At 53.2% G+C, this 23343-nt stretch carries 18 protein-coding genes and 4 tRNA genes; 14 read left to right on the top strand and 8 right to left on the bottom strand.

Annotated elements, in window-relative coordinates:
* Nucleotides 1–21: 21 nt before the first annotated feature.
* Nucleotides 22–972, bottom strand: a complete 951-nt coding sequence (gene coaA, locus AC0IXH_RS16460; RefSeq protein ID WP_013200289.1) for a type I pantothenate kinase — start codon at nt 970–972, stop codon at nt 22–24.
* Between the two features lie 567 nt (nt 973–1539).
* Between coaA and AC0IXH_RS16455 the strand changes: the two genes are divergently transcribed.
* The 13 genes from AC0IXH_RS16455 (at nt 1540) to rpoC (ending at nt 15770) form a co-directional block, all read left to right on the top strand.
* Nucleotides 1540–1615 (top strand) — tRNA-Thr (locus tag AC0IXH_RS16455).
* 20 nt (nt 1616–1635) lie between these two features.
* Nucleotides 1636–1720: transfer RNA gene (locus AC0IXH_RS16450), tRNA-Tyr, on the top strand.
* 159 nt (nt 1721–1879) lie between these two features.
* Nucleotides 1880–1954, top strand: a tRNA-Gly gene (locus tag AC0IXH_RS16445).
* Between the two features lie 6 nt (nt 1955–1960).
* A tRNA-Thr gene (locus AC0IXH_RS16440) sits at nt 1961–2036 on the top strand.
* A 114-nt stretch (nt 2037–2150) separates the two neighbouring features.
* The gene (gene tuf / locus AC0IXH_RS16435) at nt 2151–3335 is read left to right on the top strand and encodes an elongation factor Tu (RefSeq protein ID WP_013200290.1); all 1185 of its coding nucleotides are present in this window, start codon (nt 2151–2153) and stop codon (nt 3333–3335) included.
* Nucleotides 3336–3563: 228 nt separating this feature from the next.
* Nucleotides 3564–3947: a preprotein translocase subunit SecE gene (secE, locus tag AC0IXH_RS16430; RefSeq protein WP_013200291.1), complete on the top strand. Its 384-nt coding sequence runs from the start codon at nt 3564–3566 to the stop codon at nt 3945–3947.
* Between the two features lies 1 nt (nt 3948).
* The gene (nusG, locus tag AC0IXH_RS16425; RefSeq protein ID WP_013200292.1) at nt 3949–4494 is read left to right on the top strand and encodes a transcription termination/antitermination protein NusG; all 546 of its coding nucleotides are present in this window, start codon (nt 3949–3951) and stop codon (nt 4492–4494) included.
* Nucleotides 4495–4695: 201 nt separating this feature from the next.
* Nucleotides 4696–5124 carry a 50S ribosomal protein L11 gene (rplK, locus tag AC0IXH_RS16420; RefSeq protein ID WP_013200293.1) on the top strand — a complete coding sequence of 143 codons (429 nt, stop codon included), beginning with the start codon at nt 4696–4698 and terminating at the stop codon, nt 5122–5124.
* A 3-nt stretch (nt 5125–5127) separates the two neighbouring features.
* Nucleotides 5128–5829: a 50S ribosomal protein L1 gene (rplA, locus tag AC0IXH_RS16415; protein WP_013200294.1), complete on the top strand. Its 702-nt coding sequence runs from the start codon at nt 5128–5130 to the stop codon at nt 5827–5829.
* A gap of 291 nt (nt 5830–6120) precedes the next feature.
* Nucleotides 6121–6624, top strand: coding sequence for a 50S ribosomal protein L10 (gene rplJ / locus AC0IXH_RS16410; protein ID WP_013200295.1), 504 nt, complete (start codon nt 6121–6123; stop codon nt 6622–6624).
* A 71-nt stretch (nt 6625–6695) separates the two neighbouring features.
* Nucleotides 6696–7061, top strand: coding sequence for a 50S ribosomal protein L7/L12 (gene rplL, locus AC0IXH_RS16405; protein ID WP_013200296.1), 366 nt, complete (start codon nt 6696–6698; stop codon nt 7059–7061).
* Nucleotides 7062–7387: 326 nt separating this feature from the next.
* Nucleotides 7388–11416, top strand: coding sequence for a DNA-directed RNA polymerase subunit beta (rpoB, locus tag AC0IXH_RS16400; RefSeq protein WP_013200297.1), 4029 nt, complete (start codon nt 7388–7390; stop codon nt 11414–11416).
* A gap of 133 nt (nt 11417–11549) precedes the next feature.
* Complete coding sequence (rpoC, locus tag AC0IXH_RS16395; protein ID WP_013200298.1) at nt 11550–15770, top strand: DNA-directed RNA polymerase subunit beta'; 4221 nt, start codon at nt 11550–11552, stop codon at nt 15768–15770.
* Nucleotides 15771–15906: 136 nt separating this feature from the next.
* Here rpoC and AC0IXH_RS16390 read toward each other — a convergent pair whose 3' ends face one another.
* Entirely contained in the window at nt 15907–16098 is a 192-nt protein-coding gene (locus AC0IXH_RS16390; RefSeq protein ID WP_151038538.1) for a DUF1127 domain-containing protein, read from the bottom strand.
* A gap of 171 nt (nt 16099–16269) precedes the next feature.
* Between AC0IXH_RS16390 and AC0IXH_RS16385 the strand changes: the two genes are divergently transcribed.
* Nucleotides 16270–17754 carry an aminotransferase-like domain-containing protein gene (locus AC0IXH_RS16385; RefSeq protein ID WP_013200300.1) on the top strand — a complete coding sequence of 495 codons (1485 nt, stop codon included), beginning with the start codon at nt 16270–16272 and terminating at the stop codon, nt 17752–17754.
* 136 nt (nt 17755–17890) lie between these two features.
* Here the strand turns inward: AC0IXH_RS16385 and thiH are convergent, their stop codons facing one another.
* The 6 genes from thiH to thiC are packed head-to-tail and all read right to left on the bottom strand — an operon-like array spanning nt 17891 to nt 23306.
* On the bottom strand, nt 17891–19018 hold the full coding sequence (thiH, locus tag AC0IXH_RS16380; RefSeq protein ID WP_471720729.1) for a 2-iminoacetate synthase ThiH: 1128 nt from the start codon (nt 19016–19018) through the stop codon (nt 17891–17893).
* Complete coding sequence (locus AC0IXH_RS16375) at nt 19015–19791, bottom strand: thiazole synthase (protein WP_151038536.1); 777 nt, start codon at nt 19789–19791, stop codon at nt 19015–19017. Before AC0IXH_RS16375 ends, thiH begins: the two co-directional genes overlap by 4 nt.
* Nucleotide 19792: 1 nt before the next feature.
* Nucleotides 19793–19993, bottom strand: a complete 201-nt coding sequence (thiS, locus tag AC0IXH_RS16370) for a sulfur carrier protein ThiS (RefSeq protein WP_206404843.1) — start codon at nt 19991–19993, stop codon at nt 19793–19795.
* Entirely contained in the window at nt 19977–20738 is a 762-nt protein-coding gene (locus tag AC0IXH_RS16365; RefSeq protein WP_346596478.1) for a HesA/MoeB/ThiF family protein, read from the bottom strand. Before AC0IXH_RS16365 ends, thiS begins: the two co-directional genes overlap by 17 nt.
* Nucleotides 20728–21375: a thiamine phosphate synthase gene (gene thiE, locus AC0IXH_RS16360; protein WP_346568844.1), complete on the bottom strand. Its 648-nt coding sequence runs from the start codon at nt 21373–21375 to the stop codon at nt 20728–20730. The genes AC0IXH_RS16365 and thiE overlap by 11 nt, the downstream gene beginning before the upstream one ends.
* Nucleotides 21372–23306: a phosphomethylpyrimidine synthase ThiC gene (gene thiC, locus AC0IXH_RS16355; RefSeq protein WP_471720728.1), complete on the bottom strand. Its 1935-nt coding sequence runs from the start codon at nt 23304–23306 to the stop codon at nt 21372–21374. The genes thiE and thiC overlap by 4 nt, the downstream gene beginning before the upstream one ends.
* Nucleotides 23307–23343 lie beyond the last annotated feature (37 nt).

The following is a 23343-nucleotide window of genomic DNA, read 5'->3' as shown; positions in this document are numbered from 1 at the left end:
AAGGGGCTTTCGCCCCTTTTTTTATTTCCGCAAGCGGACCAGGTCCACCGCATGATCGACGCTTTTGGTCATTATCAGGCTGGCTCGTTCCCGGGTAGGCAAGATATTTTCCTTAAGGTTCATAAGGTTGATCTCTTCCCATAGCTGAGTTGCCACGCCCACCGCTTCCTCTTCAGAGAGTTTCGCGTAGTTGTGGAAATAAGAGTCTGGATCGGTAAAGGCGCCCTGGCGGAATTTCAGGAAGCGGTTAATGTACCAGCTCTGCAGCAGATCTTGCGGGGCATCGACGTAAATTGAGAAGTCTACAAAATCAGAGACAAAGACGTGATGCGGATCGTGAGGATAGTCCATCCCACTCTGCAAGACGTTAAGCCCTTCAAGAATCAAAATATCAGGCTGCTGCACAACCTTGTCACCCTGCGGGATCACATCATAAATAAGATGAGAGTAAACCGGAGCCGTGACCTGCGAAGCGCCTGATTTTAAATCTGATACGAAATTCACCAGTCGGTGCATGTCGTAAGACTGCGGAAAGCCTTTCTTCTTCATCAGACCGCGTTCTTTAAGCACCTCATTAGGGTGCAGGAAGCCGTCAGTGGTGATCAGCTCTACCCGCCGATGCTCAGGCCAGCGGCTCAGCAGAGCCTGCAGTACACGCGCTGTAGTGCTCTTACCCACGGCGACGCTGCCAGCAATACTGATGATATAGGGAATCTTCTGGCCATTGGTTCCCAGGAACTGCTCAAGTACAGCCTGACGACGAACGTTAGAACTGATATAGAAATTAAGCAGACGTGAAAGGGGAAGATAGATCTCGGCTACTTCCTCAAGAGATAAATCTTCATTTATCCCCTTCAGGCGGGCAATTTCTTGTTCACTCAAGGTCATTGGGACTGAATCGCGGAGCGCAGCCCATTGATCACGATTGAATTGTAGATAGGGGGTGGTCAACAAGGAGTCTTTTTTGCTCATATGCATGCTTCTGCCAGCAAGAATTTGCCTGTCGTAGAGTTAACTACTCTGTCGAGGGGGATAAACCCGCCTTTTCCAGCTCATGTGACTAAGGTAAATTTCAGAAAACAATGGGCAGGAGGTTACCACCAGAGAGACAGTAGCTGAAGGAAAAATATATTCTGCGAGCGCAAACGGAACGGCACCCGCATTTATTGAATAATGTGCTGGCAATCAGCAAAAGAAACTGATCACACACGCCAAGAAAAAATCGCTTATACGCCGCCTCTGTTTAGTCAGTCATGGCACGATGCCTGCCAATTGTCGCCTTTTTAAGCGTAGAGTGTTGCCATCGCAATTTTTTTGCCGCGATCAGGCATCTTTTAAACTTAGCGGCGCAGTTGAATCGCAAAATCATCCGCGTGGATGCTGGTGAAAAAATCGCTAAAATGGCGCTTCTTTGAACTGTTTTTCTGCCCCAATGCGATAATTTGCGAAGAATTGCACAAATAGTAAGCATAAGAACATTTATCGCAATTTTTTTGTTGCATCAGAGGCCAGGTCTTCCTAGAATGCGCACCACTTGATGCCGGCTTAGCTCAGTTGGTAGAGCAACTGACTTGTAATCAGTAGGTCACCAGTTCGATTCCGGTAGCCGGCACCATCAAGTAACGAAATACCCCTGGTGGGGTTCCCGAGCGGCCAAAGGGAGCAGACTGTAAATCTGCCGTCATCGACTTCGAAGGTTCGAATCCTTCCCCCACCACCATTTCGACCCGGAACGTTAAGGTTGAAATGAATGAAGATTTTAGACTGAGCACCAGCGCAGTCAGGGTCATCAAGCGTATGCGGGTTGACTCGAATAGCAAGGGGGCATCTTCTTGTTGTTCAAAAGCTACAGACAGAACAGGTAGCCGAGTTCCAGGATGCGGGCATCGTATAATGGCTATTACCTCAGCCTTCCAAGCTGATGATGCGGGTTCGATTCCCGCTGCCCGCTCCAAGCCGTGCTGATATGGCTCAGTTGGTAGAGCGCACCCTTGGTAAGGGTGAGGTCCCCAGTTCGACTCTGGGTATCAGCACCACTTCTAATTCTCCCTCCCTGATTCTTTCTCTGTACGTTAAAATTCAACTGTTCAGGCTTTGCCTGGTTGATGTGGTGATATCACCGATTTATCCGTGTCTTAGAGGGACAAGTTATGTCTAAAGAAAAATTTGAACGTTCCAAACCGCACGTCAACGTTGGTACAATCGGCCACGTTGACCACGGTAAAACTACCCTGACTGCTGCTATCACTACCGTTCTGGCTAAGACCTACGGTGGTTCTGCTCGTGCATTCGACCAGATCGATAACGCACCAGAAGAAAAAGCGCGTGGTATCACCATCAACACTTCCCACGTTGAATATGACACCCCATCACGCCACTATGCGCACGTTGACTGCCCAGGCCACGCCGACTATGTGAAAAACATGATCACCGGTGCTGCGCAGATGGACGGTGCAATTCTGGTTGTTGCTGCAACTGACGGCCCTATGCCTCAGACCCGTGAGCACATCCTGCTGGGTCGCCAGGTTGGCGTTCCTTTCATCATCGTATTCATGAACAAATGCGACATGGTTGATGATGAAGAGCTGCTGGAACTGGTTGAGATGGAAGTTCGTGAACTTCTTTCTGCCTACGACTTCCCTGGTGATGACCTGCCAATCGTTCGCGGTTCTGCACTGAAAGCACTGCAGGGCGAAGCTGAGTGGGAAGAGAAAATCATCGAGCTGGCTGGCCACCTGGATAACTACATCCCAGAACCAGAGCGTGCAATTGACAAGCCATTCCTGCTGCCAATCGAAGACGTATTCTCCATCTCCGGCCGTGGTACTGTTGTTACCGGTCGTGTAGAGCGCGGTATCATTAAAGTTGGTGAAGAAGTTGAAATCGTCGGCATCAAAGATACGGCTAAATCAACTTGTACCGGCGTTGAAATGTTCCGTAAGCTGCTGGACGAAGGTCGTGCAGGCGAGAACTGTGGTGTTCTGCTGCGTGGTATCAAGCGTGAAGACATTCAGCGTGGTCAGGTTCTGGCTAAGCCAGGCTCTATCAAGCCACACACCAAATTTGAGTCAGAAGTTTACATTCTGTCCAAAGACGAAGGCGGCCGTCATACTCCGTTCTTCAAAGGCTACCGTCCACAGTTCTACTTCCGTACAACTGACGTGACCGGTACCATCGAACTGCCAGAAGGCGTTGAGATGGTCATGCCTGGTGACAACATCCAGATGGTGGTTACCCTGATCCACCCAATCGCGATGGATGACGGTCTGCGTTTCGCAATCCGTGAAGGTGGCCGTACTGTTGGTGCGGGTGTTGTTGCTAAAGTTATCGCATAATCGCGGATAATATTTGACGCAACGCACATGAAAAGGGCATCATTTGATGCCCTTTTTGCACGCTGTAACATAGAACCTGGCTCATCAGTGATTTTCAACCATAATCATTGCTGAGGCAGGCTCTGTAGCACGGCGTTATATGCCGAGTTTCGCCTGAAAGCCTCATTCGGTTTGGTTGCCTCGTATTACGGGGCAAAATAGTTTCTGTTTATTGTGGCAGGTTGGTTTATGAGTGCTAATACCGAAGCTCAAGGGAGCGGGCGTGGCCTGGAAGCGGTAAAGTGGCTAGTCGTAGTGTTACTACTGATTCTGGCCATCGTAGGTAACTACTTTTACCGTGAAGTCTCGCTGCCGTTGCGTGCGCTGGCCGTCGTTGTCCTTATCGCTGTAGCCGGTGGCATTGCGCTGCTGACCACGAAAGGTAAGTCTACACTGGCGTTTGCCCGTGAAGCCCGCACCGAAGTTCGCAAGGTCATTTGGCCGACTCGCCAGGAAACGTTGCATACCACGTTAATCGTTGCCGCGGTTACTGCCGTGATGTCACTGATTTTGTGGGGACTGGATGGTATTCTGGTCCGTCTGGTATCGTTTATCACTGGCCTGAGGTTCTGAGATGTCTGAAGCTCCAAAAATGCGCTGGTACGTCGTTCAGGCGTTTTCCGGTTTTGAAGGCCGCGTAGCCCAATCGCTGCGCGAGCATATCAAGTTACATAACATGGAAGAGCTTTTTGGCGATGTCATGGTTCCAACTGAAGAAGTGGTTGAGATCCGTGGTGGTCAGCGTCGTAAAAGCGAGCGTAAGTTCTTCCCGGGTTATGTCCTGGTCCAAATGCTCATGAATGATGCAAGCTGGCACTTAGTGCGTAGCGTGCCTCGCGTCATGGGATTCATTGGTGGTACCTCCGATCGTCCGGCACCTATTAGCGATAAAGAAGTCGATGCGATCATGAACCGCCTGCAGCAGGTTGGTGATAAGCCACGTCCGAAAACCATGTTTGAACCTGGTGAAATGGTCCGTGTTAGTGACGGTCCGTTCGCAGACTTCAACGGTGTGGTTGAAGAAGTGGATTATGAGAAAAGCCGCCTGAAAGTGTCGGTTTCAATCTTCGGGCGTGCTACGCCGGTTGAGCTGGACTTTGGTCAGGTTGAAAAAGGCTGATAATCACTCTGTGCGGAGACAGACTGTGGGGTAACCACTCCCTGCATATAAAATGATCTCTGTGAGTGAAAATTGGTTGCGAGAGGCGCGAAATTGCCATACAATTTCGCGCCTTTTGTTTTTATGCGCTGTTCGCAGCGTGTGGAATATTAATCACGGGGAGCTCTTCACGGAGCGTCTGAACCCAATTGAGGAATTATCATGGCTAAGAAAGTACAAGCCTACGTCAAGCTGCAGGTTGCAGCTGGTATGGCAAACCCAAGTCCTCCGGTCGGTCCGGCACTGGGTCAGCAGGGTGTTAACATCATGGAATTCTGTAAAGCGTTTAACGCCAAAACAGAATCCCTGGAAAAAGGCCTGCCTACTCCAGTTGTGATTACCGTTTACTCTGACCGTTCTTTCACCTTCGTTACCAAAACGCCTCCAGCACCTATCCTGCTGAAGAAAGCGGCTGGTATTAAGTCTGGTTCCGGTAAGCCGAACAAAGACAAAGTCGGTAAAGTAACGCGTGCTCAGGTACGTGAAATCGCAGAAACTAAAGCTGCGGACATGACTGGTGCTGATATTGAAGCGATGGCTCGCTCAATTGAAGGTACTGCTCGTTCCATGGGCCTGGTTGTAGAGGACTAAGAAATGGCTAAGCTGACCAAGCGTATGAGCGTGATCCGCGACAAAGTTGATGTAACTAAACAGTATGACATCAACGAAGCTGTTGCTCTGCTGAAAGAACTGGCTACTGCCAAGTTCGTTGAAAGCGTTGACGTAGCGGTAAACCTGGGCATTGATGCCCGTAAATCTGACCAGAACGTTCGCGGTGCAACTGTACTGCCACACGGTACTGGCCGTTCTGTTCGCGTTGCCGTATTTGCCCAGGGCGCAAACGCTGAAGCTGCTAAAGCTGCAGGCGCTGAGCTGGTAGGTATGGAAGATCTGGCTGACCAGATCAAAAAAGGCGAAATGAACTTCGACGTTGTTATCGCATCTCCTGATGCAATGCGCGTTGTTGGCCAGCTGGGCCAGGTACTGGGCCCACGCGGTCTGATGCCTAATCCGAAAGTGGGTACCGTAACCCCTAACGTTGCTGAAGCGGTTAAGAACGCTAAAGCCGGTCAGGTTCGTTACCGTAACGACAAAAACGGCATCATCCATACCACTATCGGTAAGGTTGATTTCGATGCAGATAAACTGAGAGAAAACCTGGAATCCCTGCTGGTTGCGCTGAAAAAAGCAAAACCTTCACAGGCGAAAGGCGTTTTCATCAAGAAAGTTAGCCTGTCCACCACTATGGGTGCAGGCGTTGCAATCGATCAGGCTGGCCTGAACGCTGCAGTTTAATCTGCTTTACGCGGGCGAAAGTTTCTATTAGAATCTTACGCCCGTTGTTCCGTTAATTGCGGAACCAGAATTTTCGGTTGGAGCCTGGCCTTATCCAGGCCTCCGTCCAAGACCGCAGGTGTCTCGAAAGAGGCTTAATCTCCTGCGTAGACGGTGACAGAACCTGAAGAATATTTTTATAGTCTTTGCTGGATTCTGCTCACCGTGTTAAGCGCCTGACTTCGGAAACGCGGTCAGGTGAAGTGAGTTCCGGAGAAATTCATCTCCGGCAAAATCCAGGAGCAAAAGCTAATGGCCTTAAATCTTCAAGACAAACAAGCGATTGTTGCTGAAGTCAGCGAAGTAGCCAAAGGCGCGCTGTCTGCGGTAGTTGCGGATTCTCGTGGCGTACCAGTAGGCAAAATGACTGAACTGCGTAAAGCAGGTCGTGAAGCTGGCGTTTACATGCGTGTTGTTCGTAACACCTTGCTGCGCCGCGTCGTTGAAGGTACTCAGTTTGAGTGCCTGAAAGACACGTTCGTCGGTCCAACCTTGATTGCATATTCTATGGAACACCCGGGCGCTGCTGCTCGTCTGTTCAAAGATTTCGCTAAAGCGAATGCAAAATTTGAGGTTAAAGCTGCGGCCTTTGAAGGCGAGTTAATCAGTGCGGCTCAGATCGACCGCCTGGCAACTCTGCCTACTTACGATGAAGCAGTCGCACGCCTGATGGCAACCATGAAAGAAGCCGCTGCCGGCAAACTGGTTCGCACTCTGGCTGCAGTACGTGATCAGAAAGAAGCTGAAGCTGCATAAGCTCAGGCCTTTCATTTTCCGTACTCTTGCTAACGTATTTACACCTAAACTGAATTTCAGGAACATTTGACATGTCAATCACTAAAGAACAAATCATTGAAGGCGTTGCAGCCCTGTCTGTAATGGAAATCGTTGAACTGATCTCCGCTATGGAAGAAAAATTCGGCGTTTCAGCTGCTGCTGCAGTTGCTGGCCCAGCCGCTGCTGCTGAAGCTGTAGAAGAAAAAACCGAGTTCGACGTTGTACTGAAAGCTATCGGCGCTAACAAAGTTGCCGTGATCAAAGCAGTACGTGGCGCAACTGGTCTGGGCTTGAAAGAAGCTAAAGACCTGGTTGAGTCTGCACCTGCTGCCCTGAAAGAAGGCATCAGCAAAGACGACGCTGAGTCTCTGAAGAAAGCACTGGAAGAAGCTGGCGCAGAAGTTGAAGTTAAGTAAGCCAACCTTTCAGGTTGCAGCCTAATCTGATTTAGGCTGACGGCTGGTGACTTTTTAGTCACCAGCCTTTTTGCGCTCTACAGCGTCAATGACGTTTCACACTGTTTAGTCATTGAATTGCTTAATATCTTTCTCTATCGACGACTTAATATATTGCCCTCCTGCGGCGCTTCTCTGCTTTGCTACGGCAACGAAATGATTTAAGCGTGATAGAAAGAGGTATTACGGAAGGGGAGTCTTCTTTCCGCGTCACAAAATAGTGTTGCATGAACTGTCCCCTCTGGACGGACAGCGAGGTTCTACCTTTCAGCGAGCTGAGGAACCCTATGGTTTACTCCTATACCGAGAAAAAACGTATTCGTAAGGATTTTGGAAAGCGCCCCCAGGTGCTCGACATTCCTTATCTCCTTTCTATCCAGCTTGACTCGTTCCAGAAGTTCATCGAGCAAGACCCGGAAGGTCAACATGGTTTGGAAGCGGCTTTCCGTTCCGTATTCCCAATCCAAAGCTATAGCGGTAATTCTGAACTGCAGTACGTCAGCTACCGTTTAGGCGAACCTGTTTTTGATGTGAAAGAGTGTCAGATTCGTGGCGTCACGTACTCTGCACCCCTGCGCGTAAAACTGCGCCTGGTGATCTACGAGCGCGAAGCGCCGGAAGGCACCGTTAAGGACATCAAAGAACAAGAAGTTTACATGGGTGAAATTCCACTCATGACCGATAACGGTACCTTTGTCATCAACGGTACAGAAAGGGTTATCGTTTCTCAGCTGCATCGTAGTCCTGGTGTCTTCTTCGACAGCGATAAGGGTAAAACCCACTCATCGGGTAAAGTGCTTTATAACGCACGTATCATTCCTTACCGTGGTTCGTGGTTGGACTTTGAGTTCGACCCGAAAGACAACCTGTTCGTTCGAATTGACCGTCGCCGTAAATTGCCTGCGACCATCATTCTGCGTGCACTGAATTACACCACTGAGCAGATCCTTGACCTGTTCTTTGACAAAATCGTGTATGAAATCCGCGACAACAAGCTGCAGATGGAACTTGTTCCTGAGCGCCTGCGTGGAGACACTGCCTCATTCGATATCGAATCCAACGGTACTATCTACGTTGAGAAAGGCCGTCGTATTACTGCACGTCATATCCGTCAGCTGGAAAAAGATGGCATTGAGCACATCGAAGTTCCTGTTGAATACATCGCCGGCAAAGTCGTTGCTAAAGACTATGTTGACGAGAGCACCGGTGAGCTGATCGTTGCTGCCAACATGGAGTTGTCGCTGGATCTGCTGGCTAAGCTGAGCCAGTCTGGTCACAAGCGCATCGAAACGCTGTTCACCAACGACCTGGATCACGGTGCGTATATTTCCGAAACCGTCCGCGTCGACCCAACCAGCGATCGCTTGAGCGCACTGGTTGAGATCTACCGCATGATGCGCCCTGGTGAACCACCAACGCGCGAAGCGGCTGAAAACCTGTTCGAGAACCTGTTCTTCTCTGAAGACCGCTACGATCTGTCTGCGGTTGGTCGTATGAAGTTCAACCGTTCTCTGCTGCGTGACGAGATCGAAGGTTCCGGTATTCTGAGCAAAGACGACATCATCCAGGTGATGCGTAAACTGATCGGGATCCGTAACGGTATTGGCGAAGTGGATGATATCGACCACCTCGGCAACCGTCGTATTCGTTCCGTTGGCGAAATGGCAGAAAACCAGTTCCGTGTTGGTCTGGTCCGTGTTGAGCGTGCGGTGAAAGAGCGTCTGTCTTTAGGCGATCTGGATACCCTGATGCCTCAGGACATGATCAACGCCAAGCCAATTTCTGCAGCAGTGAAAGAGTTCTTTGGTTCCAGCCAGCTGTCCCAGTTTATGGACCAGAACAACCCACTGTCTGAGATTACGCACAAACGTCGTATCTCTGCACTTGGCCCGGGCGGTCTGACGCGTGAGCGTGCAGGCTTTGAAGTTCGAGACGTTCACCCGACGCACTACGGTCGCGTGTGCCCAATCGAAACGCCTGAAGGTCCAAACATCGGTCTGATCAACTCCTTGTCCGTGTACGCACAGACCAATGAGTACGGTTTCCTGGAAACCCCATACCGTCGCGTTCGCGAAGGCGTGGTGACCGACGAAATTCATTACCTCTCTGCAATTGAAGAGGGTAACTACGTTATCGCTCAGGCGAACACCAACCTCGACGACGAAGGTCACTTCGTAGACGATCTGGTTACTTGCCGTAGTAAAGGCGAATCGAGCTTGTTCAGCCGCGATCAGGTTGACTACATGGACGTATCCACCCAGCAGATCGTTTCTGTTGGTGCGTCACTGATCCCGTTCCTGGAGCACGATGACGCCAACCGCGCATTGATGGGTGCAAACATGCAACGTCAGGCGGTTCCAACTCTGCGTGCTGATAAGCCGTTGGTTGGTACCGGTATGGAACGCGCGGTAGCGGTTGACTCCGGTGTTACAGCCGTAGCAAAACGTGGTGGTACTGTTCAGTACGTGGATGCATCCCGTATCGTTATCAAAGTTAACGAAGACGAAATGTACCCAGGCGAAGCCGGTATCGACATTTACAACCTGACCAAATACACCCGTTCTAACCAGAACACCTGCATCAACCAGATGCCTTGCGTGAACCTGGGTGAGCCAATTGAACGTGGTGATGTGCTGGCTGATGGTCCTTCAACGGATCTCGGCGAACTGGCACTGGGTCAGAACATGCGCGTCGCGTTCATGCCTTGGAACGGCTACAACTTCGAAGACTCCATCTTAGTCTCCGAGCGTGTGGTACAGGAAGATCGCTTCACCACCATCCACATTCAGGAACTGGCATGTGTGTCTCGCGACACCAAGTTGGGGCCGGAAGAGATCACCGCTGACATCCCTAACGTGGGTGAAGCTGCGCTCTCCAAGCTGGATGAATCCGGTATCGTTTATATCGGTGCTGAAGTGACCGGCGGCGACATTCTGGTTGGTAAGGTAACGCCGAAAGGTGAAACCCAGCTGACGCCAGAAGAGAAGCTGTTACGTGCGATCTTCGGTGAGAAAGCGTCTGACGTTAAAGACTCTTCTCTGCGTGTACCAAACGGCGTATCAGGCACCATTATTGATGTGCAGGTCTTCACCCGCGATGGCGTGGAAAAAGACAAGCGCGCGCTGGAAATCGAAGAGATGCAGCTGAAGCAGGCGAAGAAAGACCTGTCTGAAGAATTGCAGATCCTCGAAGCTGGCCTGTTTAGCCGTATTAGCTACCTGCTGGTTGCCGGTGGCGTTGAAGCGGAAAAACTGGAAAAGCTGCCTCGCGAGCGCTGGTTGGAACTCGGCCTGACCGACGAAGACAAGCAAAACCAGCTGGAACAGCTGGCAGAGCAGTACGACGAGCTGAAGCACGAGTTTGAGAAGAAACTCGAAGCGAAGCGCCGCAAAATCACTCAGGGCGATGACCTGGCACCTGGCGTGCTGAAAATCGTTAAAGTGTATCTGGCCGTTAAACGTCAGATCCAGCCTGGTGACAAGATGGCTGGTCGTCACGGGAACAAAGGTGTTATCTCCAAGATCAACCCGATCGAAGATATGCCATACGATGAGAACGGTACGCCGGTCGACATCGTACTGAACCCGCTGGGCGTACCATCACGTATGAACATTGGACAGATTCTTGAAACCCACCTGGGTATGGCTGCGAAAGGTATTGGCGAGAAGATCAACGCCATGCTTAAGAAGCAGGAAGAAGTGTCTAAGCTGCGTGAGTTTATTCAGCGTGCGTACGATCTGGGCTCCGATTTACGTCAGAAAGTCGATCTGAACACCTTCACCGACGACGAAGTGCTGCGTCTGGCAGAAAACCTGAAGAAGGGGATGCCAATCGCAACACCAGTGTTTGACGGCGCGAAAGAAAGCGAAATCAAAGAGCTGTTACAGCTCGGCGGCCTGCCTTCTTCTGGTCAGATCACGCTGTTTGATGGTCGTACTGGCGAGCAGTTCGAGCGTCAGGTTACCGTTGGCTACATGTACATGCTGAAACTCAACCACTTAGTGGATGACAAGATGCATGCACGTTCTACCGGCTCTTACAGCCTCGTTACTCAGCAGCCGCTGGGTGGTAAGGCGCAGTTCGGTGGACAGCGATTCGGTGAGATGGAAGTGTGGGCACTGGAAGCATATGGTGCCGCTTATACCCTGCAGGAAATGCTGACCGTGAAGTCTGATGACGTTAATGGCCGTACCAAGATGTATAAAAACATCGTGGACGGTAACCATCAGATGGAACCGGGCATGCCGGAATCCTTCAACGTACTGTTGAAAGAGATCCGCTCGCTGGGTATTAACATCGAGCTGGAAGACGAGTAATCCCTGTGACTTTCAGGCTGTAGCCCATGTGGATGCAGCCTGAGAGATAACGGGAAAAGCACTCGAATTTGTACTGGTTACAGCACGTCCGCCTGGACGTGCTGAGAAGTCTCACTCCGACGGGAGCTAATCCGTGAAAGACTTACTAAAGTTTCTGAAAGCGCAAACTAAGACCGAAGAGTTTAGTGCGATCAAAATTGCTCTGGCCTCGCCAGACATGATCCGTTCATGGTCTTTTGGTGAAGTTAAAAAGCCAGAAACCATCAACTACCGTACGTTCAAACCAGAACGTGACGGGCTTTTCTGTGCGCGTATTTTCGGGCCGGTAAAAGACTATGAGTGCCTGTGCGGTAAGTACAAGCGCCTGAAACACCGTGGTGTGATCTGTGAGAAGTGTGGCGTTGAAGTTACACAGACCAAGGTTCGCCGTGAGCGCATGGGCCACATTGAGTTGGCATCACCTACTGCGCACATCTGGTTCCTGAAATCGCTGCCTTCGCGCATCGGTTTGCTGCTGGATATGCCACTGCGTGACATCGAGCGCGTGCTGTACTTCGAATCATACGTTGTGGTTGAAGGCGGCATGACCAACCTCGAGCGTCGTCAGATCCTGACTGAAGAGCAGTATCTGGATGCGCTGGAAGAGTTCGGTGACGAATTCGACGCGAAGATGGGTGCGGAAGCTATTCAGGCCCTGTTGAAAAACATGGATCTGGAGCAGGAATGCGAGACGCTGCGTGAAGAGCTGACCGAAACCAACTCCGAAACCAAACGCAAAAAACTGACCAAGCGTATCAAGCTGCTGGAAGCGTTCGTTCAGTCTGGTAACAAGCCAGAGTGGATGATCCTGACCGTGCTGCCTGTACTGCCACCGGATCTGCGTCCGCTGGTACCGCTGGACGGCGGTCGTTTCGCTACGTCGGATCTGAACGATCTGTATCGTCGCGTGATCAACCGTAACAACCGTCTGAAACGCCTGCTGGATCTGGCTGCGCCAGATATCATCGTACGTAACGAAAAACGTATGTTGCAGGAAGCGGTCGATGCGCTGTTGGATAACGGCCGTCGCGGTCGTGCGATCACCGGTTCTAACAAGCGTCCTCTGAAATCTTTGGCCGATATGATCAAAGGTAAGCAGGGTCGTTTCCGTCAGAACTTGCTGGGTAAACGTGTCGACTACTCTGGTCGTTCGGTTATCACCGTCGGTCCATACCTGCGTCTGCACCAGTGTGGTCTGCCGAAGAAAATGGCACTGGAACTGTTCAAACCGTTCATCTACGGCAAGTTGGAACTGCGTGGTCTTGCTACCACCATTAAAGCTGCTAAGAAAATGGTTGAGCGTGAAGAAGCTATCGTTTGGGATATCCTCGACGAAGTGATCCGCGAACACCCGGTCCTGCTGAACCGTGCACCAACTCTGCACCGTCTGGGCATCCAGGCATTTGAGCCAGTACTAATCGAAGGTAAAGCTATCCAGCTGCACCCGTTGGTTTGTGCGGCTTATAACGCCGACTTCGATGGTGACCAGATGGCTGTTCACGTACCGCTGACGCTGGAAGCCCAGCTGGAAGCGCGTGCGTTGATGATGTCTACCAACAACATCCTGTCTCCAGCGAACGGTGAGCCAATCATCGTTCCTTCTCAGGACGTTGTATTGGGTCTGTACTACATGACCCGCGACTGTGTTAACGCCAAAGGCGAAGGCATGGTGCTGACTGGCCCGAAAGAAGCTGAGCGTGTTTACCGCGCCGGTCTGGCCTCTCTGCACGCTCGTGTGAAAGTCCGTATCACCGAGCACGAAAAGAACGAGCAGGATGAGTGGGTTGCTAAAACCAGCATCATCGATACCACCATTGGTCGCGCCATCCTGTGGATGATCGTGCCTAAAGGTTTGCCGTACTCTATCGTCAACCAGGCGCTGGGCAAAAAAGCGATCTCCAAGATGCTGAACACCTGTTACCGCATCCTGGGCCTGAAGCCGACCGTTATCTTTGCGGACCAGACCATGTACACCGGTTTTGCCTATGCAGCGCGCTCAGGTGCGTCAGTAGGTATCGACGACATGGTCATCCCAGAGAAGAAAGTGGAAATCATCACCGAAGCGGAAGCAGAAGTGGCTGAGATCCAGCAGCAGTTCCAGTCTGGTCTGGTTACCGCTGGCGAACGCTATAACAAAGTGATCGATATCTGGGCTGCGGCCAACGAACGCGTTGCTAAAGCGATGATGGAAAACCTGTCTACCGAAGTGGTTATCAACCGTGACGGTGAAGAAGAGCGTCAGGTTTCCTTCAACAGCATCTTTATGATGGCTGACTCCGGTGCGCGTGGTTCTGCAGCACAGATTCGTCAGTTGGCCGGTATGCGTGGTCTGATGGCTAAGCCAGATGGCTCAATCATCGAGACGCCAATTACCGCGAACTTCCGTGAAGGTCTGAACGTACTCCAGTACTTCATCTCGACGCACGGTGCACGTAAAGGTCTTGCGGATACCGCACTGAAAACAGCTAACTCCGGTTACCTGACCCGTCGTCTGGTTGACGTGGCACAGGATCTGGTTGTCACTGAAGACGATTGTGGTACCCACGAAGGTATCATGATGACCCCGGTTATCGAGGGTGGCGATGTTAAAGAGCCACTGCGTGAGCGTGTTCTGGGTCGTGTGACGGCTGAAGATGTGATCAAGCCGGGTACTGCTGACATTCTGCTGCCACGTAACACCCTGCTGCACGAACAGCAGTGTGATCTGTTGGAAGAGCACTCTGTTGACAGCCTGAAAGTCCGTTCCGTAGTAGGTTGCGAAACTGACTTCGGTGTGTGTGCACACTGTTATGGACGCGATCTGGCACGTGGTCACATCATCAACAAAGGTGAGGCCATCGGCGTTATCGCAGCACAGTCCATCGGTGAGCCGGGTACCCAGCTGACGATGCGTACATTCCACATCGGTGGTGCGGCATCTCGTGCGGCTGCTGAATCCAGCATCCAGGTGAAGAACAAAGGTACGCTGAAACTGATCAATGCCAAGTCGGTAACCAACTCCGCTGGCAAGCTGGTGATCACCTCGCGTAACGTTGAACTGAAAATGATCGACGAATTTGGTCGTACCAAAGAGAGCTATAAAGTTCCTTACGGTTCAACCATGGCGAAAGGCGACGGCGAGCAGGTTGCAGCGGGCGAGACCGTAGCAAACTGGGATCCGCACACCATGCCAGTGATCACCGAAGTGAGCGGTTTCATTCGCTTCACTGACATGATCGACGGCCAGACCATTACCCGTCAGACAGATGACCTTACCGGTCTTTCTTCTCTGGTGATCCTGGACAGTGCTGAACGTACTGCCGGTGGTAAAGATCTGCGTCCAGCGCTGAAAATTGTTGATGCTAATGGCAACGATGTAATGATCCCAGGCTCCGATATGCCTGCTCAGTACTTCCTGCCGGGCAAAGCAATTGTGCAGCTGGAAGATGGCATCAAGATCAGTTCTGGTGACACCCTGGCACGTGTACCGCAGGAATCTGGCGGTACCAAGGACATCACCGGTGGTCTGCCACGCGTTGCTGACCTGTTCGAAGCCCGTCGTCCGAAAGAGCCGGCAATCCTGGCTGAAATCAGCGGCATCATTTCCTTCGGTAAAGAAACCAAAGGGAAACGTCGTCTGGTTATCACCCCGATTGATGGCAGCGATCATTACGAAGAGATGATCCCGAAATGGCGTCAGCTGAACGTGTTCGAAGGTGAACGTGTTGAACGTGGTGATGTTGTTTCCGATGGCCCTGAGTCTCCACATGACATTCTGCGTCTGCGTGGCGTGCATGCGGTGACCCGTTACATCACTAACGAAGTGCAGGAAGTTTACCGTCTGCAAGGCGTTAAGATTAACGATAAGCACATCGAAGTCATCGTGCGTCAGATGTTGCGTAAAGCAACCATCGCAAGTGCAGGAAGTGCAGACTTCCTGGACGGTGAGCAGGTTGAGTTCTCACGCGTTAAAATTGCTAACCGTGAGCTCGAAGCCAACGGCAAAATCGCAGCGACCTTCGCACGCGATCTGCTGGGTATCACCAAAGCGTCTCTGGCGACCGAGTCCTTCATCTCTGCGGCCTCGTTCCAGGAAACGACGCGCGTACTGACCGAAGCAGCCGTTGCGGGCAAACGCGACGAACTGCGCGGCCTGAAAGAGAACGTCATCGTGGGCCGTCTGATCCCAGCCGGTACCGGTTACGCTTATCATCAGGATCGTATGCGCCGTAAAGCAGCTGGCGAAACGCCGGTTGTTCCTCAGGTGACTGCGGACGAAGCTTCTGCCAGCCTGGCAGAGTTGCTGAACGCGAGCATGGGCGGCAAAGACGATTAATCGTCTCTGACCCTCAAGCCACTAAAAACCGCTCTCCGGAGCGGTTTTTTTTATGCCTGCGATTTACAGACAAAAAAATGGGTGGCCGGATTTCTCCAGCCACCCTGAATACGGGCAGTGTCAGCCCAACACCACATCATTTATAGCGACGAACATCCTCACAGGTCATGCCAATATCTTTCAGCTGGCTTGCGCTAAGTCTTGAGAGAATTTTGCGTGTCTCTACCCGGCTCCGCCAGGTTTTCCACAAACGGTAAGGCAATTTGTAGATCAGATGAAACGGTGAATCTGCGAAAGGCTTTGCAGCCCGATTTTCATTGAATTCCATGATGCTCTCCTCAACGGGGTATGGGGCTATTTTGCGCGGAAGCGGAATTTCAATACAGATGCAAAAAACACCTTTATTTAACATACAGATTGGCAGATAGTGGGTCTGAATGGTCAGATGCAGAGCGATCTGTACTGGTTTCTGGCTTGTATACCGTGTGGAGAAGATACGATGACGCGTTATCAACATCTGGCAGATTTGCTGGCAGGGCGAATTGAACAAGGGCTTTATCGCAGTGGTGAGCGCCTGCCCTCGGTCAGGATCCTCAGTACTGAACATGGCGTAAGCATCAGTACCGTTCAGCAGGCGTATCATTTGCTGGAAGAGAGGCAGTTGATCACGCCGCAGCCTCGCTCAGGCTATTTTGTCACTCCGCGCAAAGCCGAACCCCCCGTTCCTCCGCTAACCCGGCCGGCCCAGCGTCCGGTAGAAATTACGCAGTGGGATGCGGTGTTGGATTTGTTAAACGCCCGTCAGGAAAAAGATGTGTTGCAACTAGGCAGCGGCATGCCTGACCTCAACCAGCCAACGCTCAAGCCGCTGTGGAAGATCATGAGTCGGATCGGCCATCAGCAGGATGTGCGGATGCTGAACTACGACAATATTTATGGACTGCCGGAATTACGCGAACAGATTGCCCGTCTGGCCATTGATGGCGGTTGTCATCTGACGGCGGATGAGATTGTTGTCACCACCGGTTGTCACGAAGCCTTGTCGGTATCGATTCGCGCTGTCTGCCAGCCGGGCGACATTGTGGCGGTAGAATCGCCGACCTTCCACGGCACCATGCAGTCCCTGCGGGGCTTTGGCATTAAAGCCATTGAGATCCCCACCGATTCAGAAACCGGGATCAGCCTTGAAGCCCTTGAGCTGGCGTTTGAGCAGTGGCCGATTAAAGCGGTGGTGGTGGTACCCAACTGCAATAACCCGCTGGGCTTTATCATGCCCGAACCACGTAAGCGTGCCTTGCTGGCTCTGGCGCAGCGTTTTGACGTCGCCATTGTCGAAGATGACGTCTACGGCGAACTGGCGTATGAATATCCCCGCCCGCCAACCATCAAGTCGTTCGATGATGAAGGCCGGGTTTTGCTGTGCAGTTCCTTCTCCAAAACCGTCGCCCCTGGTCTGCGGGTGGGCTGGGTTGTGCCGGGACGATATCTCGATCGTGTACTGCATATGAAATACATCGTGACCGGTTCAACAGCCACGCAAACCCAGATGGCCGCGGCGGAATTTGTTCGCCAGGGCTACTATCCGGCGCATCTGCGACGGATGCGTCAGCAGTACCAGCGTAATCTGGAAATATTTACCCACTGGGTTCGCCATTACTTCCCTTGCGGCATTTGCGTCACCCGGCCGCAGGGCGGTTTTTTGATGTGGATAGAATTGCCGGAAGCATTCGACTCCGTCAGGCTTAACAAGGAGTTGCGCGAGGCCAAACTGCAAATCGCGGTGGGATCGCTGTTCTCCGCCTCTGGAAAATACCGCAACTGTCTGCGCCTCAGCTATGCCCAACCGTTTACCGACAGAACCGGCATAGCGCTGGAAATCCTTGGTGCTGCGGTGGAGCGGGCAATGGAACGCTGTGGTATCAAGGTGCACCATCCGGTCACCTCCACCGATGAGGAAGAAGGCAGGGTCAGCGAGAGGGGTTGATACTGACCCTGGTTAACTCCCCTGTTGGAGTCAACGAGAGGGAGTTTACCGTCCTCACTGAACGGTGCCAGTGAGGACGTAACGCAATGCGAAGCGGATTCCAGCGTTTTTGAGGTCCGTTACATCCGCTGGCATTTTACTTCGCGGCTCTTCCCAGATAGCCATCCCAGTCCTTCCAGACCGGCTGCATTCCTGACTGAATCAACGCTTCCGCGACCTGCTGCGGGTGACGGTTATCATGTGGGGAGAACTGTTCCAGCTCCGTCTGCCCGTCGGCATAGCCGCCGGGCTGCGTTTTCGAAAAGGCGCTGACAGTATTAATCGCCAGCGGCACCACCTTATCGCGGAACTGGGGTGATTCCCGGGTTGAGAGCGACTGCTCAACTTCCGGTGCAAACAGCCGGAAAGCGCAAATAACCTGAACCAGCTGCGCTTCATCCATGATCGACGCCGGCTGAATGCCGCCCGCGCAAGGCCGGAGTCGGGGAAAGGCCACCGAATAGCGGCTTTGCCAGTAGGTTTTCTGCAGCCATAACAGGTGTTCAGCCATCATATAGCAGTCGGTGCGCCAACTGTCTGACAGGCCGATCAAGGCGCCCAGGCCAATCTTATCCACGCCGGCACGGCCCAACCGGTCTGGCGTTTCCAGCCGGAAGAAGAAATCCTGCTTGTTGCCTTTAAGGTGATGCTGGCTGTAGACCGAAGGATGATAGGTTTCCTGATAGACCAGCACGCCATCCAGCCCTAATGTTTTCAGTTCGGCATACTCCGCTTCACTCATCGGCTGCACTTCCATCATTAAGGAACTGAAGTGCTGACGAATGGCGGGAACATGTTCGCGGAAGTAGTCCATGCCGACTTTTGCCTGATGCTCGCCGGTGACCAGCAACAGATTATCAAACCCCATCTTGCGGATAGCCTGACATTCCCGGGCAATCTCATCAGCATCTAACGTCTTACGCCTGATGCGGTTACTCATCGAGAAGCCGCAATAGGTGCAGTCGTTGGCACAGAGATTGGACAGATACAGCGGCACAAAGAGATTAACCGCATGGCCGAAGCGTTGCCGGGTTAAGCGCTGGGCCTTTTGCGCCAGCGGCTCCAGATAGGTCTGAGCAGCGGGCGAGAGCAGGGCCATCAGCTCTTCCCGCCCGACGTTGACCGCATTCAGCGCCCGCTCAACATCCGCGGCCGTTTTGCTGTGGATCCTCAGGCGAATATCATCCCAATCGAGCGTTTCCCACCGTGAGACGAAGCTTTTCATTGCGGCTCTCCTGCCTGCAAAAAGTGGGTCAGCGGGCTGGTGGCCACGGCCTGATGGTGGCGACTGCCCAACCCGCTGCGGTAAGCCAGTGCGCCAGCTTCAACAGCAAGTCTGAACGCCCTCGCCATTTGCACCGGATGCTGCGCGGAGGCCATCGCAGTATTCACCAGCACAGCGTCAGCACCCATTTCCAGCGCTTCGCTGGCGTGGCTGGGCGCGCCAATGCCGGCATCTATCACCACCGGCACATTGGACTGCTCGATTATGATCGCCAGCAGATCGCGTGTTTTCAGCCCCTGATTACTGCCGATCGGCGCACCCAACGGCATCACCGCCGCACAGCCCACTTCTTCCAACCGCTTGCACAGCACCGGATCGGCGTGGCAGTACGGCAATACGGTAAAGCCTTCCCGCACCAGGATCTCCGCTGCTTTCAGCGTTTCGATGGCATCGGGCAGCAGATAGCGAACGTCCGGGTGGATTTCCAGCTTTAGCCAATGGGTGCCCAGGGCTTCGCGTGCCAGACGGGCAGCAAAAATGGCTTCCTCTGCGGTTTTAGCGCCGGACGTGTTTGGCAGCAGCTGCACGCCCAGTTCCTGAAGAGGCCGCAGGATCCCGTCATCGCCACCGCGTAAATCAATCCGCTTCATCGCCATGGTGACCAGCTGGCTGCCGGACTCGCGCAACGCCGCAATCATCATTTGTGGACTGGAGAATTTGCCCGTACCGGTAAATAAACGAGACGAAAAGGTTTTATCAGCAATTTGCAGCATGTCAGCCTCCGGCAATGGCCTGGAAAATCACCAGATCATCGCCTTCCTGTAATAAGTAAGAGGACCAGCGATCGCGGGGAATAATCTGCTGGTTAACGGCCAGCGCGGTGCCTGGCTGGTGGCGGGAAAGCTGCTCCAGCAGCCCGGCCAGCGTCAGCGTGCCGGCCAGCGTCAGGTTTTCATCGTTAACCACGATTTTCATCACTGACCCCGCATACCGGGCAATCCACACTGCGTTGCAGCGACAGCGTTCGCCAGGTTTGTTGCCTGCCGTCAAACAGCCGAAGTTTGCCGTCAAGGCAGGACGGCTGGCCTGCCAGCATCTTTAAGGCTTCTAACGCCTGTAAGGTACCCATTACGCCCACCACAGGACCCAGCACGCCTGCGGTACGGCAATTTCGCTGGGGTTCATCTGCGTCCGGCCATAAGCAGCGATAGCAACCGTGTTCAAAAGGAGGCGTAAGCACCAGCAGCTGGCCACCCAAGCCAACGGCGCTGGCACTGACTAACGGCTTACCCTGTTCCACGCAGGCGGCATTGACCGCATGGCGGGTTTCCATGTTGTCGCTGCAATCCAGCACCAGGTCGACCTGCTGCACGACTTCCCTGAGTGATTCAGCCGTCATCCGCTGCGCCAGAGCAATAAACTCCACCTGCGGGTTTAGCGACTGTAGGTGCTTCTTCGCCACGGCGACTTTGGACTGACCGGTTTCATTCGTGCGAAACAGCACCTGGCGCTGAAGATTACTGATATGCACGCTATCGTCATCGGCCAGCACCAGCTTGCCAACGCCTGCGGCAGCGAGGTAGAGCGCCGCAGGTGAACCCAATCCGCCGAGGCCGATAATCAGTACGCTGCCTGCCTGCAATTTCTGCTGGCCATCGAGGCCAAACTCCTCCAGCAGGAGCTGACGGCTGTAGCGTAAAAAGTCGTTGTCACTGAACATGGGCTTCGTCCCCGTTTCCAGCCAGATCGAGCAGCTGCGCGGTAGCTGCCTGCCAGTCAGGCGCCAGCGTGATGGCGCTGACCACCGCAATGCTTCCCACGCCGGTTGCCAAGACCTGCGGTGCCCGTTCCAGACTGATGCCGCCAATCGCCACCGTGGAAATCCCTTTCAGGCGGGAAATATGGCGCTGCAACTCCTGCAATCCCTGCGGCGAAGAGGGCATATTTTTGGTCTGGGTCGGAAAGACGTGTCCGAGGGCGATATAGGACGGCTTCTCAGCCAGCGCCCGATCGAGCTCGGCATCGTCATGGGTTGAAAGCCCAAGCCGTAATCCGGCGCGATGGATCGCATCCAGATCGGCGACATCCAAATCTTCCTGGCCCAGATGCACGCCATAGGCCTGATATTTAATCGCCAGCTGCCAGTAGTCATTGATAAACAGGCGTGCCTGATAACGCTTACCCAGTTCGATAGCCGCCGCGATATCGTTTTCGACCGCCGCGTCAGGCAGATCCTTGATTCGTAACTGAATCGTACGCACGCCCGCTTCAAGCAGGCGCGCGATCCAGGGCACCGTTTCCACGACCGGATAGAGTCCAAGCTGGGCCGACGTTGGCGGGAAGGCTGAGCGGCTCATGCTTTTTCCTCCTGCGACAGCGCATCGGCGGGGTGATAAAGTTCCCCGCCGCGGGTACGGAAAGCCTCTGACATTTCGGCCATACCAACCTCAATCGGTTTGGCTTCCGCCTCCTGTCTGGCGGCATAGTCCCGCACTTCCTGAGTAATTTTCATCGAACAGAATTTCGGGCCGCACATTGAACAGAAGTGGGCGACCTTGCCCGATTCCTGCGGCAGCGTTTCATCGTGATAGGCGCGCGCGGTATGAGGATCGAGTGCCAGATTAAACTGATCTTCCCAGCGGAATTCGAAGCGGGCTTTGGACATGGCGTTATCGCGGATCTGCGCGCCGGGATGCCCTTTTGCCAGGTCGGCGGCATGCGCGGCAATCTTGTAGGTAATCAGACCCTGCTTAACATCTTCCTTGTTGGGCAAGCCCAGATGCTCTTTCGGCGTGACGTAACAGAGCATTGCGCAGCCAAACCAGCCAATCATCGCCGCGCCAATACCGGAGGTGAAATGGTCGTAGCCAGGCGCGATATCGGTGGTTAGCGGGCCGAGCGTATAGAAGGGCGCTTCATGGCAGTGATCGAGTTGCTCGGTCATATTACGGCGGATCATCTGCATCGGCACATGTCCTGGCCCTTCGATCATCACCTGCACGTCATACTCCCAGGCAATTTTGGTCAGCTCGCCCAGCGTATGCAGCTCGGCAAACTGCGCTTCATCGTTGGCATCCTGAATCGATCCTGGACGAAGTCCGTCGCCCAGCGACAGCGAAACGTCGTAGGCGGCGCACAGCTCGCAGATCTCGCGGAAGTGTTCGTAGAGGAAGCTCTCTTTGTGGTGAGACAGGCACCACTTGGCCATGATCGATCCCCCCCGGGAGACGATCCCCGTCAGGCGTTTTGCGGTCATCGGCACATAGCGCAGCAACACACCGGCATGGATGGTGAAGTAATCGACGCCCTGTTCAGCCTGTTCCAGCAAGGTATCGCGGAACACTTCCCAGTTGAGATCCTCTGCCACACCGTTCACTTTTTCCAGCGCCTGATAGATCGGAACCGTACCAATCGGAACGGGACTGTTACGCAGGATCCATTCGCGCGTCTCATGAATATTGCGCCCGGTAGAAAGATCCATCACCGTATCGGCGCCCCAGCGGGCGGACCACACCAGCTTCTCCACTTCCTCTTCAATCGACGAGCTGACCGCGGAGTTACCGATATTGGCGTTAATCTTCACCAGGAAATTGCGGCCAATAATCATCGCTTCGGATTCAGGATGGTTAATATTTGCAGGGATGATGGCGCGGCCGGCCGCCACTTCCTGCCGGACGAACTCTGCCGTGATATTTTCCGGCAGGCTGGCACCAAAGCTATTGCCGGGATGCTGTTGCAACAGCACGTCACCCCGAATACGTTCGCGGCCCATATTTTCACGCAGGGCGATAAATTCCATCTCTGGCGTAATCACGCCCAAACGCGCGTAATGCATTTGCGTCACGCAGCGGCCAGCCAGTGCCTTGCGTGGGCGGGGAAGATGGTCAAAACGCAAATGATCGAGGCCTTCATCCGCCAGGCGCTGTTGGGTGTACACCGAACTGAGCTGCTCAATGTGCTGAGTATCACCACGCTGTTCAATCCAGTCATTGCGTAGCCTGGCAAGTCCGCGATGCACATCAATTTTTGCGTCCGGATCGCCATAAGGTCCGGCCGTGTCATACACCGGTACCGGTTCGTTATCTTCAAACTGCGGATTGTCTTTGCTGCCACCGACCATCGTCGGACTGAGCTGGATTTCACGCATCGGCACGCGAATATCCTCGCGCGAACCGTTCAGCCAGATGCGTTTAGAATTGGGGAAAGCGGTGCCCTGAAGGGAGTCGATAAACTGCTGGGCTTCTGCGCGCTGTTCGCGGCGGGTCGGTCTTTTATCACGGGTAGACATAGCTCGTTCCTGAAAAAAGGGAATTTGCTTGCCTGGA

The sequence above is a fragment of the Erwinia sp. AC075 genome, assembly GCF_979253995.1.
The sequence above is the reverse complement of the archived record's forward strand: the minus strand, read 5'-3'. Positions and strand labels throughout refer to the sequence as shown.